The following is a 16,716-nucleotide window of genomic DNA, read 5'->3' as shown; positions in this document are numbered from 1 at the left end:
CTCTAGCGTTCGTGACGTGCCCTTTCAAGGGACGCCAGTCATGACCGAGATTGACCCGATGGCTCCGGCCGCCGCGTTCGCGGAGTTGGGCCGGATCAAGTTCAGCGAGACGGATTTCAGTGGCGTGCTGACCCGGGTGGCCGGCCTGGCCACGCGGGCCGTTCCTGGCGCTGACCAGGTCTCCGTCACGCTGGTCGGGGCTGGCGGCGCGCACACCGCGGCATTCACCGGTGGACTCGCGCTCGCGCTGGACGAGGCGCAGTACGAGCAGGGCGATGGGCCCTGCCTGACGGCGGCAGCGGCCAACAGCACAGTGCACGTGGCCGACATGGCGGCGGAGAGCCGCTGGCCGAACTGGGCCGGTATAGCCGTCACCGCCGGCGCGCACAGTTCCCTGTCGATCGGCCTGCCGATGCACGAGTTCGTCACCGGGGCGCTCAACATCTATGCCACCCGGCCCGGCGCCTTCAGCGACGAGGCGGTGAGTCTCGCGGAGAGCTTCGCCGACTACGCCGCCGTCGCGATGGCCAACGCCCACCTGTACGACACCCAGGCGACCCTCGCGCAGCACATGCAGGCCGCGATGCAGAGCCGCGCGGTGATCGAACAGGCCAAGGGCATCATCATGGGCGAGCGGCGTTGCACGGCAGACGAGGCGTTCGCGATGCTCGCGAAAATATCCCAGGACTCCAACCGCAGGCTGCGCGACGTCGCCGCGGCGCTGGTCGCCCGCGTCGAAGCGAACCCGAAGCGCTGAGCCGCCACCTCATTCGGCTCACCACGGCCAGGTCGAGCGCGGACGGATCCGGCAGTGGCAGGACTCACCGGGGCGGGCGGTCGGTCAGTTCGCCGGTCGCCGTCAGGTGTCTCGCGAGATCGATGAGTCTCGTGTTGGTGTTCTGACTGGCCCGCGCCAGGACGGTGAAGGCTTGATCGGCGGTCAGCTTGTGGCGCTCCATCAGAATGCCCTTCGCCTGCCCGATGACATCCCGCACCGAGTTCGCACGGTTGAGCTGCTCCAGTTGCTGCGCGCCGGACATCGCCACGGCGGCGTGGGCCGCGAACAGCAGGCCCACGTGCGCGGAGTCGTCGTCGAAGGCATGCCGCTGGGACGAGTACAGGTTCAGCGCGCCGAGGTTGTCCTGCTGGACGTACAACTGAAATGACAACATGCTCAACACGCCCATCTCCGCGGCGCGGTGGGTGAAGTTGGGCCACCGCTGCTCGCTGGTCATGTCCGGCAGGTGCACGGTCTGGTGCTCGTACACGGCGCTCAAGCACGGGCCTTCACCGGTGTCGTACTGCACCCGATCCACAGCGAATACCAGGTCGGCGGTGCCCGCCCGGGGGTGGATCTCCCGGCGGTGTTCCACCACGGACAAGCCGGCGTACTGCGCACCCGGCACCGTGTCGACCGCTGCCTCGGCGATCGCCTGCAAGGTCGCGTCGACGCTGTCCTCGTGCTGCAACGTCCGGGCCAGGTCACTCAGCCTCGCCGCGAGATCGTCGAAGTCAGCGGCTCCCGCGTCAGTCACGGACCGGCCGGGGCCTGCGTCGTTGTCACTGCCAGCCATGCCGCTGCTCCCTCTGCTGGGCCGGGGCGGCCCCGGACGGGATTTTTTTACCGCCGGGGCCTGACCAGGACACTGTCGCGAACCGCGCCCCGGCTTTCCCCAGGCTATTCGGCGAGACCGGCAATGTGCAGCCAGGAACGTGTGGCGGGTGGCCTCCACGCCGCTCGTCGATCGCCCACGCTGCGCTGCCTCGCCGTGCGTTCGCGCGAATCCGGGGAGCGTTGATGGCAGGTCCTGATTGCGCGGACGTCATACCTAGAACTACTATGCATTCCAGAGCTAGGTATAGGGGGTTCCATGCATATCAGCAAGGACCTCGTCGCGGCCTCGGCGACGCCACTCGTGCTGGGGATCCTCGCCGAGGGTGAGAGCTATGGCTACGCGATCCTCAAGCAGGTGAACGATCTCTCCGGCGGGCAACTGGAGTGGACCGACGGCCTGCTCTATCCGCTGCTGCACCGCCTGGAACGGCTCGGCCACCTGGAGTCCGCCTGGGAAACCCCGGCGGGGGGACGACGCCGGAAGTACTACCGCATCACCGACCAGGGCCGGGCCGAGCTCGCCGAGCAGCGCCGCCAGTGGGCCGCCGTCGTCGACGCCCTGCGGGGCGTCTGGAGCACGACACAGTCCGCCAAGCCCAGCACGACTCCGGCATGGGGGGCGGGACTATGACCGTCGACAACGATCTGGAGGGCCAGATCGCCGAGTGGCGGGCCTACATCGACCGCCGCCGGGAGCTGCACCACACCGATGCCGAGGAGCTGGAGGACCACCTCCGCAGCCGGATCACCGAGCTGACCGAGGCGGGCCTGCGCGCCGACGAATCGTTCCTCATCGCCGTCAAACGCATGGGCAGCCTCGACGACCTGTCGCGGGAGTTCGCCCGCGAGCACTCCGAGCGCCTATGGAAACAACTGGTGCTGCCCCGGGAGCCGGACGCGCCGACCGCCGCCCGTACCCGTCGGGAACTGCCCGTCATGGTGCTCTGCGCGGCCGTCGCGGCGCTCGCGATCAAGGTGCCGTCCTGGTTCGGGCTCGACCTGTCCGGGGACGACGACGCCGGCTTCTACGCGCGAAACGTCAGCCTCTTCGCGCTGCCGGCGCTTGCGGCGTACTTCGCCTGGCACCGCCGCGTCGGTCTTCGCGTCATCGGAGCGCTCGCGTTGCTGTTCGTTCTCGGGGCTGTCGCCGCGAACGCGTATCCGCTGGCCGACGACTCGCAGACCACGGTGCTCACCGCGATCCACCTGCCGATAGCGCTGTGGCTGGTTGTCGGCGTCGCCTACGCGGGCGGCGACTGGCGTTCGGACCGGCGGCGGATGGACTTCATCCGGTTCACCGGGGAGTGGCTGATCTACTTCGTCCTCATCGGGCTGGGTGGCGGCGTCCTCACCGGCATCACGGTGAACGCTTTCGCAGCCATCGGGCTGGACATCCAGGGATTCATCCAGTCGTGGTTGCTGCCGTGCGGCGCCATGGCCGCGGTCATCGTGTCGGCGTGGCTGGTCGAGGCAAAGCAGAGCGTCATCGAGAACATGGCGCCGGTGCTGACCCGGGTCTTCACGCCGCTGTTCACCGCCACCCTGCTGGCCTTCCTGGTCGCCGTCGTCTGGACCACCAACGGCATCGACGTCGAGCGCGACGCGCTCATCCTCTTCGACCTGCTGCTCGTCATCGTGCTGGGCATGCTGCTGTACGCCATCTCGGCGCGTGACCTCACGGCCCGACCCGGTCTGTTCGACCGCTTGCAACTCGCGCTCATCGTCAGCGCACTGATCATCGACGTGCTGGTGCTGGCGGCGATCACGGGCCGGATCACCGGATGGGGCTTCAGTCCCAACAAGACCGCGGCGCTGGGCGAGAACCTCGTCCTGCTCACCAACCTGGCGTGGTCGGCATGGCTGTACCTCGGCTTCGTACGTGGCCGCATGCCCTTCGCCCGCCTGGAACGATGGCAGACCCGTTACGTGATCGTGTACGCCGGGTGGGCCTGGGCGGTCGTCCTCGCCTTCCCGCCGCTGTTTGACTTCGCCTGAGCCGCCACGACAGGCGACGACCTGCGGTCACCGGTGGCCACGCCGCTGACCGCTGAGCCGCAGCGTGTTGCAGACGTCGAAGACACCGGGCACGTCCCAGGCGAGTTCCGCGGCGGCCTGTCGGGTTTCGGTGTCACTCACCACGCCGGCGAGAATGACGACCCGGTTCTGCACGGAGACAATGATCTGCTGGCGCCGCGTCGTCCAGTCGATGCTCAATCGCTGCGCGACCAGAGCCTCGATCCGCACGTCCTCGCGGTGCTGCTCGGGCTGGTTCGAGGCGTCGGCGAACCAGTTCTCGTCGGGTAGTGGCCATGGCGTGTACACGGGGAGCTCCTCGATCGTGGGCGGTCCGGGTCCGGAGTCCCTGAACCGTGCTGCCGGATGGCCTTCTCGCGCCGGTGCTGGATTCACGTGGAGTCGGACCGTTCGGACCTGGCGGTGGCGACGACCAGCACCACCCCGATGCCGGCGAGGCTGACCTGGACGAGCACGGCCAGGAGGCTGAGTGCACCGGTGTCGACGCCCGCGAGACGGGCGACGATGCTGCCCGCCAGGGCCGCGACGACCCCGACGGCGACGGTCAGCCAGATCGGGGCCTCCCGGCGTCCTGGGGTGACGAGCCTGCCGAGCAGGCCGATGGTGACGCCGACGAGGAGCGCGGTGACGAGACCGGTGATGGTCATGGGCTCTCCTCAGGTGTCGCTGCCGGTGACGGGGGGATCAGGGGGCCACGTCGGTCGATCAGGGACGGGCGGCCGTCGTGGCGGCGGACTCCAGACCCTGGGACAGCTGGGTGAGGGCCTCGTCGCGGCTCGCGAAGACGGGGAAGGCCCGGTCCAGGCGCATGGTGTGCAGGACGGTGCGGACGAACCGCGACGGCGCGGCCAGGCACAGCGTGACGCCACGGTCGCGGGCTTCGCGGTGGGCGCGGACGAGCAGGCCGAGACCGACGGAGTCGATGTGGTGTACGCGGCTCAGGTCGACCACGACGTGTCCCTGCATCTCGGTCGCGTGGCGCAGGGCGGCGCGCATGGTGTCGCCGCCGTCGACGTCACCTGTGGCGGTGCCGACCGTCACGTCGTCGAGCTGGTCGATGCCGAGGATGCCCCCGGGACCGTGGTTGTCGTACGACGCCTGACCTCCACCGGAGACTGGCAGCAGGCTGCAGTGCGGGCAGCGATGCGGGCCGGTGGCGAAGGGGGAACCACTCCAGCCGTGTTCGTGCACCAGGGTCCAGACAACCTCGGCGTCGGGGAGCACGCACGCGGTGGACGTGATGGAGTCGCCGCACGTGTCGCAGATCAGTGTCATCAGGTGATCGTCCGGGACGACGGTCATACCGCTGGTCCTTCCTGGGCCGGGATCCCGCCGGTTCGGGCGGGTCACGGCGTTCGGGGCGGGACCGAACCGGTGGGCCGGGTCCCGCACTTGACGTTTCAGGCACTGCGGGGGCGGTAAGCCTGTCGACTCCTCACTCCGAGGTGGTCACGGATGCTCGGCCGTGGGCGACCAGAGCCGGCTGCGCCGAGGTGGGTTCCTGTCCCGTCGCCGGGGCGTCCGGTGGGGGATCGGTGACGATCGGCAGGACCTGATCCAGGCGAGCGGTGTGCAGGATGCGCCGGATGCGGGGGTTCGGGTTGCGAATGGTGAGAGCCCCGGCGCCACGGGCCAGCCGCCGGTGCACGTCGAGCAACAGACCGATGGCGGCGGCATCGATGTGCCGGCACCCGGACAGGTCCACCACGACCTGCGCGGGGGACAGGGCCAGCAACCGGTCGAACACGGCTCCGGCCGCCGGCAGGCAGGCCAGGTCCAGTTCGGTGACGCCGACCTCGACCAGATGCAGCGCGCATGGCGGCGGTGCGAGTGGTCCCGTCACGGGCGTACCCCTTTCCCTCGCGGACCCGGTCGCCTACGACAGTGCCGTGCCGGCTTGGCGGTCACCGCGCGGATCTATGACAGTTGCGTGACAAATCCGCCAGCCGGCCGGCGCGGTTGGCCGCGTGGCCGGTGGGCTGGGGATGATGCCGGGTATGACGGCCGTACTGGTGATCGAGGACGACGACCGCATCCGCCTGGCACTGCTGCTCGCACTTGAGGACGAGGGCTACGACGCTGTGGGCGCCGCCACGGCCGAGGAGGGCCTGCGCGTGCAGCGTCGCGATCCGGCGGACTACGTGTTGGTCGACCTGATGCTGCCCGGCCTCGACGGCTTCGAGTGCATCCGGCACCTGCGCCGCGACGATGACGTGCCGGTCGTGGTGGTCAGCGCCCGCGACGACACGCACGACATCGTCGCCGCCCTCGAGGCCGGCGCCGACGACTACGTCGTCAAGCCGGTGGCGATCAAGGAACTGACCGCGCGGCTGCGCGCCCTGCGCCGCCGCGCCCGTACCGGCGTCGGGGGACCGGCGCCGGAGCCCGTGCCCGTGCTCGCATTCGGCGAGCTCGAGATCAGCCCCGACGGGGGAGAGGTACGCCGCGCCGGCCAACCCGTACCGGTCACGCGCACCGAGTTCCGGCTTCTGTGCGAGCTTGCCGAACACGCCGGCCGGGTGCTGTCCCGCCAGCAGTTGCTGCAACGGGTCTGGGGCTACGACAGCGGCGACGAGAGGCTGGTCGACGTGCATGTCGGCCGGCTGCGGCAGAAGATCGAGTCGGACCCGGCGACCCCCCGGCACCTGGTCACGCTGCGGGGCCTGGGCTACAAGCTGCAGCGATGAGACGCCTCGGACTGCGCACAAGGGTCACCGCCGCGTTCGCCGTCGGAGCGCTCCTGCTCGCCGCGTCGATGGCCCTGGTCTCGTACGAGCTGACCCGTCGCTCCCTGATCGACGAGCGGGAACGCACCGCGCTGCGCGCCGCGTACTTCGACGCCGCAGTGGTCCGTGCCGGGCTGGACACCGACACCCCCGACGTGGTGGAGGTGCTTCGGTCACTGGACACGGGCGGCGGCCGGCGGCCCGTGCTGCACCTGGACGGCGAGTGGTACGCCCGGACCGCCGACCCCGGCACCACCACCGCCATACCTGTCGACCTGCGACGGGCGGTCGCCTCGGGGGAGCCAGCGGTGCAGCGCGTACGCGTCGACGGTCAACCCGCCCTGGTGGTCGGGGTGCCCCTGTCCGCGACGGCGACGTACTTCGAGGTCAACTCTCTGCGCGAGCTGGAGCAGACGTTCCAGGTCCTGGCACTCGCGCTGACCACCGTCGCGATCATGGTCGCCGGGTCCGGCGCGGCCCTCGGCTGGTACGCGACCCGGCACGGGCTGCGCCCGCTGACGGCCGTCGCCGACGCCGCCGAGAAGATCGCCGCCGGCGACTTCACCGCCCGCCTCGACCCGGCCACCGACCCCGACCTGACGCGGCTGTCCTCCTCGTTCAACCAGATGGTCGACCAACTCGCCAATCGCATCGAGCGGGACCGCCGCTTCGCCGCCGACGTCAGCCACGAACTGCGCTCACCCCTGCAGACCCTCGCCGCGGCGGCCAGCGTCCTGGCGCGTCGCCGGGAGCACCAGGACGAGCGAACCGCCACCGCCGCCGGGCTCGTCGCCGAGGAGATCGACCGGTTCCAACGGCTCGTCAACGACCTGATCGACCTGGCTCGTAGCGACCAGCCCGCCCACCGGGGAGCAGTGGACGTGGTGGCGCTGGCCCGCGATGCCTGCCATGCGCTCGACCTGCCGGCCTCGCTCGTCCACCTCGCGTCGGACGCACCCGCGACGTGGCGGGTCGAACGGCGGCGTATCGCCCAGATCCTGACCAATCTGCTCGACAACGCCGTGACCTACGGGGGCGGTCCCGCGAGCGTCCGGTTGAGCCGCGACGGCGACGCCGGCGTCATCGAGGTCGAGGACGATGGCCCGGGCGTGCCCGTCGAGGACCGGCGGGCGATTTTTGACCGCTTCGTCCGCGGGCGTGCCGCCCACACCCGCGGCGCCGGCGACGGTACCGGTCTCGGACTCGCGCTGGTCGCCCAGCACGCCGCCGCGCACCGTGGGCACGCCACAGTCACCGACCGCCCTGGCGGAGGCGCCCGCTTCCGCGTCACCCTGCCGGAAAGCCTGCAATGAACCACCGCCACCTGGCCCCGTTGGCGCTTGCCGCATTGCTGACCGGCTGCGGCGTCCCCACCGACGACGCCCCTCGAACGGTGCGGCCCCCGCGGGGTCCGTTCCACAGCGCCGCCCCCGTCGAGACGACGGCACCGGCCGGCCGTGCGAACGAGACACTCTGCCTCGTCCGCGACAACCGCATCGTTCCGGTGGCCCGGCGCGTCGACCACGCGCCCACGGTCGAGGACCACCTGCGGCATCTGCTCGCCGGGCCAGGTACGGCCGAACGCGGTAGCGACCTGACCAGCGCCCTGCCGGGAGCGGTCAACGCCGCCGGTGCGACAGTGACCGGTACGCAGGCCCGCGTCGCCGTCGACACACCGGAAGACGACGCCGGCCGCAGCGACGAAGTCCTCGCCCTCGGGCAGATCGTCTGCACTCTGACCAGTCGCGACGACATCACCACAGTGGTGTTCCTGCGCGACGGCAAGCCACTCGGCGTGCCGCGCGCCGACGGCTCGCTGTCCGAACAACCGCTCACCCGCGCCGACTACGCCCCGCTCATCACCCCACGTTGACCGGACCCGGGCGGTGGCCGCTGTGGTGGTCGAGCTTGTCGCGGAGCGTTCCGGCGAAGACTTCCGCCCTGGCGAGCTGGTCGCGTAGTGCGGTGACCCGGGCGGTCGCCGCGGTCTGGAACATCGCGAGGCGGTCGAGCAGGGCGGCGCGGTCGGCGCCGGTGGCGCTGTCGAGGGCGTCGAGGACGGTGAGCAGGTCGCGCATCTCGTCGAGGGTGAATCCGACGGGCTTCATCCGCTTCACCACGGCCAGTCGGCTGAGATCGGACCGGGTGTAGAGGCGGAAGCCACCCTCGCTGCGTGCGGCGGGGACGATCAGGCCGGCTTCCTCGTAGTGGCGGATGGTGCGGATGCTCAACCCGACCCGCTCGGCCGCCTCCCCGATCTGCATCAGAGGACCGACAGCCGGGTCGGAGGCGGGCTCCGGCCCGTCCTCCCGGCCGGTGGCGGGCATCAGTGGCCAACGCCGAACTGGCCGGCGAGGGTGTCGTGGATGCGGGCGCTGGGCTTGTTCAGCTCGACGAGTTCGACGGTCTTGCCGCGGGTGGCGTACCTGGTGGTGATCGCGTCGAGGGCAGCGACGGAGGAGGCATCCCAGACGTGGGCCTGGCTCATGTCGATGACCACGTGCTCGGGGTCGTTCGCGTAGTCGAACTGGCCGACCAGGTCATTGCTGGAGGCGAAGAACAGCTCACCGCGCACGGAGTAGATCCGGGTGGTGCCGTCCGGGTCCAGGACGCTGGTGACCTCGACCAGGTGGGCGACCCGGCGAGCGAAGATGACCGTGGCGGTGAGCACACCCACGACGACGCCGACGGCGAGGTTGCGGGTGGCCAGGGTGGTGGCCACGGTGGCCACCATGACGATGGTCTCGCCGTACGGCATCCGCTTCAGCGTCTTCGGCGCGACCGAGTGCCAGTCGAACGTCGACACCGCCACAATGATCATTACGGCGACCAGGGCGACCATCGGGATGACCGCGACCACGTCGCCGAGCGCCACGACCAGGACCAGCAGGAACACGCCGGCCAGGAACGTCGAGAGCCGGGTACGGGCACCGGACGCCTTCACGTTGATCATTGTCTGGCCGATCATGGCGCAGCCACCCATCCCACCGAAGAATCCGGTGACCATGTTGGCCACGCCCTGGCCCCAGGACTCCCGCGTCTTGTTGGACCGGGTGTCGGTGATGTCGTCGACCAGCTTGGCGGTCATCAGCGACTCCATCAGCCCGACCAGCGCGATTCCCAGGGCGTACGGGGCGATCACGGTGAGGGTGTGCGGGGTCCACGGAATCTGCGGCAGGCCGAGGGTGGGCAGGCTGTCCGGCAGGGCACCCTCGTCACCGACCGTCGGGACGGTCACCCCGGCGAACACCGTGACCACCGTCAGCACCACGATCGCGACCAGCGGCGCCGGCACGGCCCTGGTGAGCCGCGGTAGGCCGACCATGATCGCCAAGGCCACCGCGACGAGCGGATAGACCAGCCACGGCACGCCGAGCAGGTGCGGCACCTGGGCAGCGAAGATCAGAATCGCCAGGGCGTTGACGAACCCGACCATGACGCTGCGGGGGATGAAGCGCATCAGCTTCGCCACGCCGAGCACCGCGAGCAGGACCTGGATCGCACCGCCGAGGATCACCGCCGCGATCAGGTAGTCCAGGCCGTGCGCCTTGACCAGGGGTGCGACCACGAGCGCGATGGCGCCGGTGGCTGCCGAGATCATCGCTGGCCGGCCGCCACAGATCGCGATGGTGACCGCCATCGTGAACGAGGCGAACAGCCCCACCCGGGGGTCGACCCCGGCCAGGATCGAGAAGGAGATCGCCTCGGGGATCAGGGCCAGGGCGACGACCAGGCCGGCGAGGACCTCGGTGCGGAACACCTTCGGCGACAGCCAGGACGGGCGGGACAGGCGCGTACGGGAAACTGCGGACAGCACGGAGGACATACGGCCATTTCCACTCAGGGCACGCCGGACGGGCGCGCACAGCCGGTGTCCTGGGTCGGACACCGGCAGCTACTCACGGATCAGCGACGGCCGGCTCGCATCCGGCCCCTGGGCCTCATCGCCCAGGACGCAACAGGTCGCCGAAGGGGTTGCCCACCCTCGACGACCGGCGACGACGCTACTCTTCCGTGACGGGAGAGTTCGCCGGAGGTGGTGATCATCACCTCCGCCCCGGGCTGCCTTGTTCAGTTGCCTGCGGTGCGTCCCGAGTCCGCGGCGCCGCGTCTGATGCGGGTCTGGGCGACGAGGCTGACGAGCGCGAGGAGCACGGTCAGCGCGGTGTAGCAGACGACTGCCGGCACCTCGCCGATCGGGCCGGCGAGCTGCCCCTCGATGACGATGGGTAGCCCGAAGGCGACGTACGACACGACGTAGATTCCGCCGACGGCTCCGGCGCGCTGGTGTGCCGCGAGCGGAATGATGAGGCGCAGGGCGGCGGTGAAGGACGCGCCGAAGCCGACACCGGCGAGTGCCTGCCCGATGATCATGACGGCCAGGCTTTCGACGAACACGCCGCCGATGATGCCGATGGCCCCGACGAGGGACGCGTAGATGCCGATGGTCATCGCACGCCGAGGATCGACGCGGGCGAAGGTCAGTCCGACGACGGTCGATACGGCCGGCGCGATGAATCCGGCCACGCCGTTGAGCAGGCCGCTGTCCAGATGGAAGACGCTGCGAACCATGCTCGGGGCCAGCCCGCCGGAGAGACCTGCGAGCATCCAGACGGCGGCGACCACGGGTGCCGCGGCGGCGAATTCCGCTCGAGCGGCGGGCGGGATGGCGACGCGCGGAACCATCGAGCGCAGCGCACCCGAGGTCCGCGGCGTGGTTTCCGGAGACAGGGCGATGACGACGGCGCCGAGAATCGTGAGGACGACGAGGACGGCGAAGACGATGGTGTTCGCCGCGGGCGTGAGCTGGATGGTGAGGCCCGCCAGCAGGGAGCCGACACTCAGCCCGCCGGTCAGGCCGACACTGCCGAGGATCGTGCCCAGTCTCTTCCTGTTCGGCGGGGCGAGCTCGACGAGCGCCGCGGTGAAGGCGGCCGTCGCCGCGCCGCTGGCCACCCCTTGCACGATGCGGCCGGCGATCACCCACTCGATGTTGGGGGCGACGAGAAACAGCACGTTCGACGCGAGCTGGACGACCAGAGCGCCGATGAGCACCGGGCGCCGGCCGATATGGTCAGACAGCGACCCCAACGTGAGGACGGCGGCGAGGAAGCCGATCGCGTAGACCGCGAACGCCAGCGTGAGCAGCGACGGGGCGAACTCCCACTGCTGCCGGTAGACCACCAGCAGGGGCGTCAGCACGCCTGCCGCGAGATACACGCTCGTGAACGCGAGCGCCGTACCCGTGAGCGCCAGTCCGGCCGGGAGAGTGCGCCGCCGGCGGGCCGTTGGCGCGTCGATGGTTGCCTGGGATGAGGACACAGCTGCTCCAGGTAGCGGCCACGCGCGCGAATGCGGCGGCCAAGGAATGGGTGGTGGTGGTGAGGCGGATCCGCCCCCCGAGCCGGGTTGTCGTCAGCCGGAATCTCGTTGTCCCGAACGGGACTCAGCGCGGCTCAACAGCCGGATCGCGGTCGTTAGTCGGTGATGACGACGACGCCCGACGGCGCATCCAGCAGTTCCACCGTGCGCTCGGCGGCACGGTCGATCTGGACGCGAGGCTCGGCGGGGATCTGCTGCTCGTTGTAGGTGCCGGGCCCGTAGAACTGTCCGTAGCTGAGCACGACGCCGCCTGCGGCGAGAACGGAACGCTCCAGCTCGGCGACAGCCAGGGCGTCGGGTCCGTCCGGCAACTGCCAGGCGACGGTCTGGGCCAGGATCTTCGGCGATCCGCTCTGCCGTGCCGCCTCGATCAGGTTCTGGTTACCCTCGGTCCGGATCCGGGCGTTCAGCTCCGCATGATCGCCGATCTTCTCCACCTCGTCCGGCAGATCGGTCAGCTCGTTCAGGATGACGTCCGGTCCAAAGTCACGAACCGCCTGGATCAGGGCGGCCCGGTCGAAGACGTCACACAGGATCGGCTCGGCACCGACCTGCGCCAGCAACTCCATCTTACTGGACGAGCGCGTCATGCCACCCACCACGTGCCCCGCCTGAACCAGCCGGGGAATGAGCCGCTGCCCGATGACGCCGGACGCGCCGGCAAGAAATACCCTCATGATCTTTTCCCAACTATGTGATTGCGCGGTTTCAGGAATGCGACGCCGGTCCCCGCCACCTCAGCGGCCGGAGGCCCACCGGTCAGATCGAGGACGACCGGGAGACCAGGTGGGTGTCCTCGTACAGGTGCAAGCGCACGATCTTCGCTTCCTCGACGGTCAGATGCATGATCATCGGGGTGGTGAAGCGCTTGCCGCTGCGGGCGAAGGTGTGTGTGGCAGTGGCGACGATGACCGCGTCAGTGCCCTCCACCACGATCCGGTCCACCGCGTACTCACTCTGGCCAGGACGGAACGCCGAGCCCATCGTCGTGAAGAACGCCGGCACCTCGGAGGCGCGGGTGCGCGGTCCGGTCCAGGGCAGCTCAGCGTCGCCCGGCACGTACCAGTCGATGGTGTCGGCGAAGACGTCCGCGATGCGATCCGGGTCGCCCCCGCCGAGAAGCTGGAGAAAGGCCTCGGCCGTACGGCGGGTGTCGCCCGGTTCGGTGGTCTCTTTGATCATGTTTGACATGGCGCACCTTCCAGGTGACCCGAGTTATTGACCGACCGGTCCACCATACGTCAGTGATGGACCGATCGGTCAAGAATTGCTATGCTGGTCACATGGCACGACCGCGGAAGTTCGACGAGGAGCAGGTGCTCCGCGCCGTCCGGGACCAGTTCTGGGACGCCGGCTACGCGGCGACCTCGCTCGAGGACCTCATGCGCGTCAGCGGGCTGGGCAAGGGCAGCCTCTACGGCGCCTTCGGCGACAAGCGCCAGCTCTTCCTTCGGGCGCTGCGCAGCTACAACGAGACCAGCTGCGGCTATCTACGGGACATGCTCTCGTCCACGCCCCGCGCTCTGGACGCCCTGCGGGCGTTCCTGGCCGCACCGGTGAACGACCCGGGCGGAGCCGCCGCCCGGCGCGGCTGCCTCATGGCGAACAGCACCTACGAGCTCGCCACCACCGACCCCGACGTTCTGGCCGAGGCGAGGCGCACCTACGAGACGACCACCAGCCTGGTCGCCGAGTGCGTCGCGCGGGCCCAGGACGAAGGTGACATGCCGGGCGATGCCGACCCGATCGAGACGGCACGCGCACTGCTCGTCGCGCAGCAGGGGCTCGTGTTCATGGGCCGCACCGGCCTGGACATCGACAAACTCACGGTGACGGCGCACACCCTCACCGCCCAGCTCCTGCCGGGCGCCTGAGATTCCGGCGCGCCGGCCGCGATTTACCGGTCAGGCGTTGTAGCCGCCGTGGGCGTCCAGCACCGCGCCCGTGACGTCCGACGCGGCGGGCTCGCCAGGAAGGCATCGCGCCCGAGGTCCCGCGTCACGCCCAAGGCGTACCGCTCGAACCCATGTCAGCGGCGACGCGGCGTGACCAGTCCCGACTCGTACGCCCACACGACCAGTTGGGCGCGGTCGCGGCAGTGCAGCTTGGTCATGGCCCGGTTGACGTGTGTCTTCGCGGTCAAGGGACTGATCACCATGCGCGAGGCGATGTCGTCGTTGCTCAGCCCTCGCGCGACGAGTTCGACGATCTCCTGTTCGCGGGCGGTCAGCACCTCGCGTCCGGCCGCCGGCTCGGCTGGTGGTGGGCCGGCCACGAACTCGCTGATGAGCGTACGGGTGACGGCCGGGGCGAGCAGCGCGTCGCCACGAGCCACGACGGCGATGGCCTGCAGCAGGTCGGCGGGGTCGGCGTCCTTGAGGAGGAAACCGCTGGCGCCCGCGCGGAGTGCGGCGAAGACGTAGCTGTCGAGCCCGTAGTTGGTGAGGATGAGAACGCGGATCGCGGCGAGGTCGGGATCGGCGGCGATGCGCCGGGTGGCTTCGATGCCGTCGAGTCCCGGCATCTGCACGTCCATCAGCACGACGTCGGGCCGCAGGCTCCGCGACAGATGCACGGCCGAGCTGCCGTCGACGGCCTCGCCGACGACCTCCAGGTCGTCCTCGGCGTCGAGCAACGCCCGGAACCCGGCCCGCATCAGAGCCTGATCGTCGGCGAGCAGGACCCGCGTCACCGTGGACCGTCCAACGGGAACGTGGCCCGTACCGCGAAGCCGCCGTCGTCGCGCGCGGCGGCCCGCAGGGTGCCGCCCAGTCCGGTCACCCGTTCCCGCATGCCGCGTAGGCCCACGCCCGGTGTCACCGGCCGGATCGGCGACGCCTGACCATCATCGGCCACCGAGACGGTCAGCTGTGTCGGGGCGTACTCAAGGTGGATCTGCGCGGTGGCCGGGCCGGCGTGGCGGGCCACGTTGGTCAGGGCCTCCTGGACGACCCGATACCCGGCCTGGTCGACCTCGCCGGGCAGGTCCCGGGGCTGACCGGTGACGGTCACCTGCACCGGTACGCCGGCCGCACGGGTCCGCTCGGCGAGCTCCTCCACGCGGGTCAGCCCGACGCAGTCCCCGTCGGTGGGTGAGCGCAGGACGTCCAGAGTCGTGCGCAGTTCACGCATCGCGGCGCCGCTGGCCTCCTGGATCGCCAGCAGCGTGGCCGACGGTTCCTCGCCGTGCTTGCGGGCCAGGTGCACGGCGATGCCGGCCTGCACCTTGATCACGGAGATGCTGTGGGTCAGCGAGTCGTGCAGGTCCCGGGCGATGCGCAGCCGCTCCTCGCCGGCGCGACGCAACGCCATCTCCTCGCGGGTGCGTTCGGCCTCGATCGCCCGCTGCTCCACCTGTTCCAGGTACGCCCGGCGCTGCCGCGCGACGAGCCCGGCGACGTTGGCCGCCACGAACCAGCCCAGCAGCAGGGCGGTCCGCTCGGCGATCAGCTGGCCGGGCCGGCCGGCGGGCGCGACCGAGATGTCGCGGGCCAGGAAGCCGCCGAGAAAGACCAGGCTGCCCAGGGCGGCGGCCGCCCGGTGGCCCCGCCAGGCGGTGACGTAGACGGCGCCGAGGACGGGGAACGCGGCGGACACCCCGGGGTGCACCCGGACGTGCAGGGCCAGCATGGCGGCCGTCACCACGCCCAACGCCACGACCGGGTACCGCCGGCACACCGCCAGGGCCGCCGCCATGGCCAGGACCAGGGCGACGTCGACCGCCCGAATCGTCGCGGCGTCCGGTGCGAGCGCGGCGTTACCGAGCAGGAGGCCGCCGAGGGCGAGGCCGCTGAGGGCGTACGGCAGGTCTCGGCGCATTGTCGAACTGTAGAACGGACCGCCATCGGGGAACATCTGCCGCCCGTGGTAGAAGGGCGTACCACGGACGCGGTATCGACGACCGGGCAAGTGCCTGCGGCGGCACGACGCTTTCCCGGCCCGTCGAGGCAAGCATCGAGCCCATGACATACCGCTTCTTCACCCCCGAACCGGCGAAGGCCGCGACCGGCCTGACCGCGGAGGTCTACCGGCAGCTGCGGGACGACTTCCTCGGGCCGATGCCCACCTTCCAGGCGCTCTCGGCCGTGCCGGAGCTGCAGGCCGCGACCTGGGCGCTGATGCGCGAGGCCCTGCTCGCCGGGGACGCGCCCAGGGTGGACCGCGAACTCGTCGCGTCGACGGTGTCCCGGGCGAACCGCTGCCGGTTCTGCGTCGACGCCCACCTGATGCTGCTGCACGCCCTGGGCGAGCACGAGCTGGCCGAGGTCCTCGCCCGGGGCGGGACGCCAGCCGAGCCGAGGCACGCCGAGCTGGTCCGCTGGGCGGAGTCCAGCCGCAGCCCGAAAGCCACCGGCTGGACCAGCCCGTACCGCCCCGAGGTCACCGGCACCCTGCTCGCCTTCCACTTCATCAACCGGGTCGTCTCGGCGCTGCTCGACCCCGATCTGCTCCCCGGCGGCCTGCAACGCTCCCCGCTGGTGCGGTCGGTCGGGGGCCGGCTCTACGCCAAGGCGGCCCGGGGGCCGAACGAGCCCGGGCGCAGCCTCCCGCTCCTCGACACCGGCATGACGACGACGCCACCGGACTGGGCGGGCGACAGCCCGGTCGGCGTCGCGTACGCGGCGCTGAGGCACGCCGCCACCCAGGGCGGAGACCTCCTGGGCGACGTGGCGCGCCAGACCGTCACGGCCACCGTGCGCTGGGAGGACGGGCGGTTCCCGGCCCGGCCCGCGGACTGGGCCGTCGATCTGGTCCGGGACGTGCCCGGCGCGGACCGGGTCGGGACACGCATCGCGCTGCTGGCGGCGTTCGCGCCCAGCGCGATCAGCCTGGGCGACGTCGCCCTCTGGCGGCTCTCCCATCCGGCCGACGCCGACCTCGTGCAGCTGGTCGCGTACGGGGCGATCACGGCCACCGATCACGTCACCCGGGCACTGTCCTCAGCTCACCTCTAGGAGG

The 16,716-nt window shown here is 70.6% G+C and carries 20 protein-coding genes; 8 read left to right on the top strand and 12 right to left on the bottom strand.

Features of this window, described 5'->3' with window-relative positions; translation table 11 throughout:
- Positions 1 to 40 precede the first annotated feature (40 nt).
- Positions 41 to 757 (top strand): GAF and ANTAR domain-containing protein, encoded by a 717-nt coding sequence (locus GA0070607_RS29155; protein WP_089021059.1) that lies wholly within the window; start codon positions 41 to 43, stop codon positions 755 to 757.
- A gap of 64 nt (positions 758 to 821) precedes the next feature.
- Here GA0070607_RS29155 and GA0070607_RS29150 read toward each other — a convergent pair whose 3' ends face one another.
- A complete protein-coding gene (locus GA0070607_RS29150; RefSeq protein WP_089021058.1) occupies positions 822 to 1,574 on the bottom strand; it encodes a GAF and ANTAR domain-containing protein in 753 nt (250 codons plus the stop codon).
- A 297-nt stretch (positions 1,575 to 1,871) separates the two neighbouring features.
- Between GA0070607_RS29150 and GA0070607_RS29145 the strand changes: the two genes are divergently transcribed.
- Both GA0070607_RS29145 and GA0070607_RS29140 read left to right on the top strand, forming a co-directional pair.
- Positions 1,872 to 2,246, top strand: coding sequence for a PadR family transcriptional regulator (locus GA0070607_RS29145; protein ID WP_089021057.1), 375 nt, complete (start codon positions 1,872 to 1,874; stop codon positions 2,244 to 2,246).
- The gene (locus tag GA0070607_RS29140) at positions 2,243 to 3,610 is read left to right on the top strand and encodes a permease prefix domain 1-containing protein (RefSeq protein ID WP_172899125.1); all 1,368 of its coding nucleotides are present in this window, start codon (positions 2,243 to 2,245) and stop codon (positions 3,608 to 3,610) included. The genes GA0070607_RS29145 and GA0070607_RS29140 overlap by 4 nt, the downstream gene beginning before the upstream one ends.
- 27 nt (positions 3,611 to 3,637) lie before the next feature.
- Here GA0070607_RS29140 and GA0070607_RS29135 read toward each other — a convergent pair whose 3' ends face one another.
- The 4 genes from GA0070607_RS29135 to GA0070607_RS29120 all read right to left on the bottom strand — a co-directional run bounded on the left by GA0070607_RS29135 (position 3,638) and on the right by GA0070607_RS29120 (position 5,492).
- Positions 3,638 to 3,937 carry a BON domain-containing protein gene (locus GA0070607_RS29135; protein WP_089021055.1) on the bottom strand — a complete coding sequence of 100 codons (300 nt, stop codon included), beginning with the start codon at positions 3,935 to 3,937 and terminating at the stop codon, positions 3,638 to 3,640.
- Positions 3,938 to 4,020: 83 nt separating this feature from the next.
- Positions 4,021 to 4,296 carry a GlsB/YeaQ/YmgE family stress response membrane protein gene (locus tag GA0070607_RS29130; protein ID WP_089021054.1) on the bottom strand — a complete coding sequence of 92 codons (276 nt, stop codon included), beginning with the start codon at positions 4,294 to 4,296 and terminating at the stop codon, positions 4,021 to 4,023.
- Positions 4,297 to 4,354: 58 nt separating this feature from the next.
- Positions 4,355 to 4,951, bottom strand: coding sequence for an STAS domain-containing protein (locus GA0070607_RS29125; RefSeq protein ID WP_089021053.1), 597 nt, complete (start codon positions 4,949 to 4,951; stop codon positions 4,355 to 4,357).
- A 133-nt stretch (positions 4,952 to 5,084) separates the two neighbouring features.
- The gene (locus GA0070607_RS29120; protein ID WP_089021052.1) at positions 5,085 to 5,492 is read right to left on the bottom strand and encodes an STAS domain-containing protein; all 408 of its coding nucleotides are present in this window, start codon (positions 5,490 to 5,492) and stop codon (positions 5,085 to 5,087) included.
- Positions 5,493 to 5,646: 154 nt separating this feature from the next.
- Between GA0070607_RS29120 and GA0070607_RS29115 the strand changes: the two genes are divergently transcribed.
- The 3 genes from GA0070607_RS29115 to GA0070607_RS29105 are packed head-to-tail and all read left to right on the top strand — an operon-like array spanning position 5,647 to position 8,248.
- Positions 5,647 to 6,336 (top strand): response regulator transcription factor, encoded by a 690-nt coding sequence (locus GA0070607_RS29115; RefSeq protein WP_089021051.1) that lies wholly within the window; start codon positions 5,647 to 5,649, stop codon positions 6,334 to 6,336.
- On the top strand, positions 6,333 to 7,688 hold the full coding sequence (locus GA0070607_RS29110; protein WP_089021050.1) for a sensor histidine kinase: 1,356 nt from the start codon (positions 6,333 to 6,335) through the stop codon (positions 7,686 to 7,688). Before GA0070607_RS29115 ends, GA0070607_RS29110 begins: the two co-directional genes overlap by 4 nt.
- On the top strand, positions 7,685 to 8,248 hold the full coding sequence (locus GA0070607_RS29105) for a GerMN domain-containing protein (RefSeq protein ID WP_089021049.1): 564 nt from the start codon (positions 7,685 to 7,687) through the stop codon (positions 8,246 to 8,248). The genes GA0070607_RS29110 and GA0070607_RS29105 overlap by 4 nt, the downstream gene beginning before the upstream one ends.
- Here GA0070607_RS29105 and GA0070607_RS29100 read toward each other — a convergent pair.
- The 5 genes from GA0070607_RS29100 to GA0070607_RS29080 all read right to left on the bottom strand — a co-directional run bounded on the left by GA0070607_RS29100 (position 8,235) and on the right by GA0070607_RS29080 (position 12,948).
- On the bottom strand, positions 8,235 to 8,702 hold the full coding sequence (locus GA0070607_RS29100) for a MerR family transcriptional regulator (RefSeq protein ID WP_089021048.1): 468 nt from the start codon (positions 8,700 to 8,702) through the stop codon (positions 8,235 to 8,237). The two genes, GA0070607_RS29105 and GA0070607_RS29100, sit on opposite strands and share 14 nt — an antisense overlap.
- Entirely contained in the window at positions 8,702 to 10,201 is a 1,500-nt protein-coding gene (locus GA0070607_RS29095) for a SulP family inorganic anion transporter (RefSeq protein WP_089021047.1), read from the bottom strand. Before GA0070607_RS29095 ends, GA0070607_RS29100 begins: the two co-directional genes overlap by 1 nt.
- A 245-nt stretch (positions 10,202 to 10,446) precedes the next feature.
- Entirely contained in the window at positions 10,447 to 11,697 is a 1,251-nt protein-coding gene (locus tag GA0070607_RS29090) for an MFS transporter (RefSeq protein WP_231930482.1), read from the bottom strand.
- 155 nt (positions 11,698 to 11,852) lie between these two features.
- A complete protein-coding gene (locus tag GA0070607_RS29085; protein ID WP_089021046.1) occupies positions 11,853 to 12,434 on the bottom strand; it encodes an NAD-dependent epimerase/dehydratase family protein in 582 nt (193 codons plus the stop codon).
- Positions 12,435 to 12,516: 82 nt separating this feature from the next.
- Positions 12,517 to 12,948, bottom strand: coding sequence for a nuclear transport factor 2 family protein (locus tag GA0070607_RS29080; RefSeq protein WP_197701186.1), 432 nt, complete (start codon positions 12,946 to 12,948; stop codon positions 12,517 to 12,519).
- A gap of 92 nt (positions 12,949 to 13,040) precedes the next feature.
- Between GA0070607_RS29080 and GA0070607_RS29075 the strand changes: the two genes are divergently transcribed.
- A complete protein-coding gene (locus GA0070607_RS29075) occupies positions 13,041 to 13,631 on the top strand; it encodes a TetR/AcrR family transcriptional regulator (protein ID WP_074309796.1) in 591 nt (196 codons plus the stop codon).
- 155 nt (positions 13,632 to 13,786) lie between these two features.
- Here the strand turns inward: GA0070607_RS29075 and GA0070607_RS29070 are convergent, their stop codons facing one another.
- Complete coding sequence (locus GA0070607_RS29070) at positions 13,787 to 14,449, bottom strand: response regulator (protein WP_089021044.1); 663 nt, start codon at positions 14,447 to 14,449, stop codon at positions 13,787 to 13,789.
- The gene (locus tag GA0070607_RS29065; protein WP_089021043.1) at positions 14,446 to 15,576 is read right to left on the bottom strand and encodes a sensor histidine kinase; all 1,131 of its coding nucleotides are present in this window, start codon (positions 15,574 to 15,576) and stop codon (positions 14,446 to 14,448) included. The genes GA0070607_RS29070 and GA0070607_RS29065 overlap by 4 nt, the downstream gene beginning before the upstream one ends.
- Before the next feature lie 143 nt (positions 15,577 to 15,719).
- On the opposite strand from GA0070607_RS29065, the gene GA0070607_RS29060 reads away from it, so the two are divergent.
- Positions 15,720 to 16,712 carry a carboxymuconolactone decarboxylase family protein gene (locus tag GA0070607_RS29060; protein WP_089021042.1) on the top strand — a complete coding sequence of 331 codons (993 nt, stop codon included), beginning with the start codon at positions 15,720 to 15,722 and terminating at the stop codon, positions 16,710 to 16,712.
- Positions 16,713 to 16,716 lie beyond the last annotated feature (4 nt).

The sequence above is a fragment of the Micromonospora coriariae genome (assembly GCF_900091455.1).
GTDB lineage: Bacteria > Actinomycetota > Actinomycetes > Mycobacteriales > Micromonosporaceae > Micromonospora > Micromonospora coriariae.
This window is presented reverse-complemented; position numbering and strand designations above follow the sequence as displayed.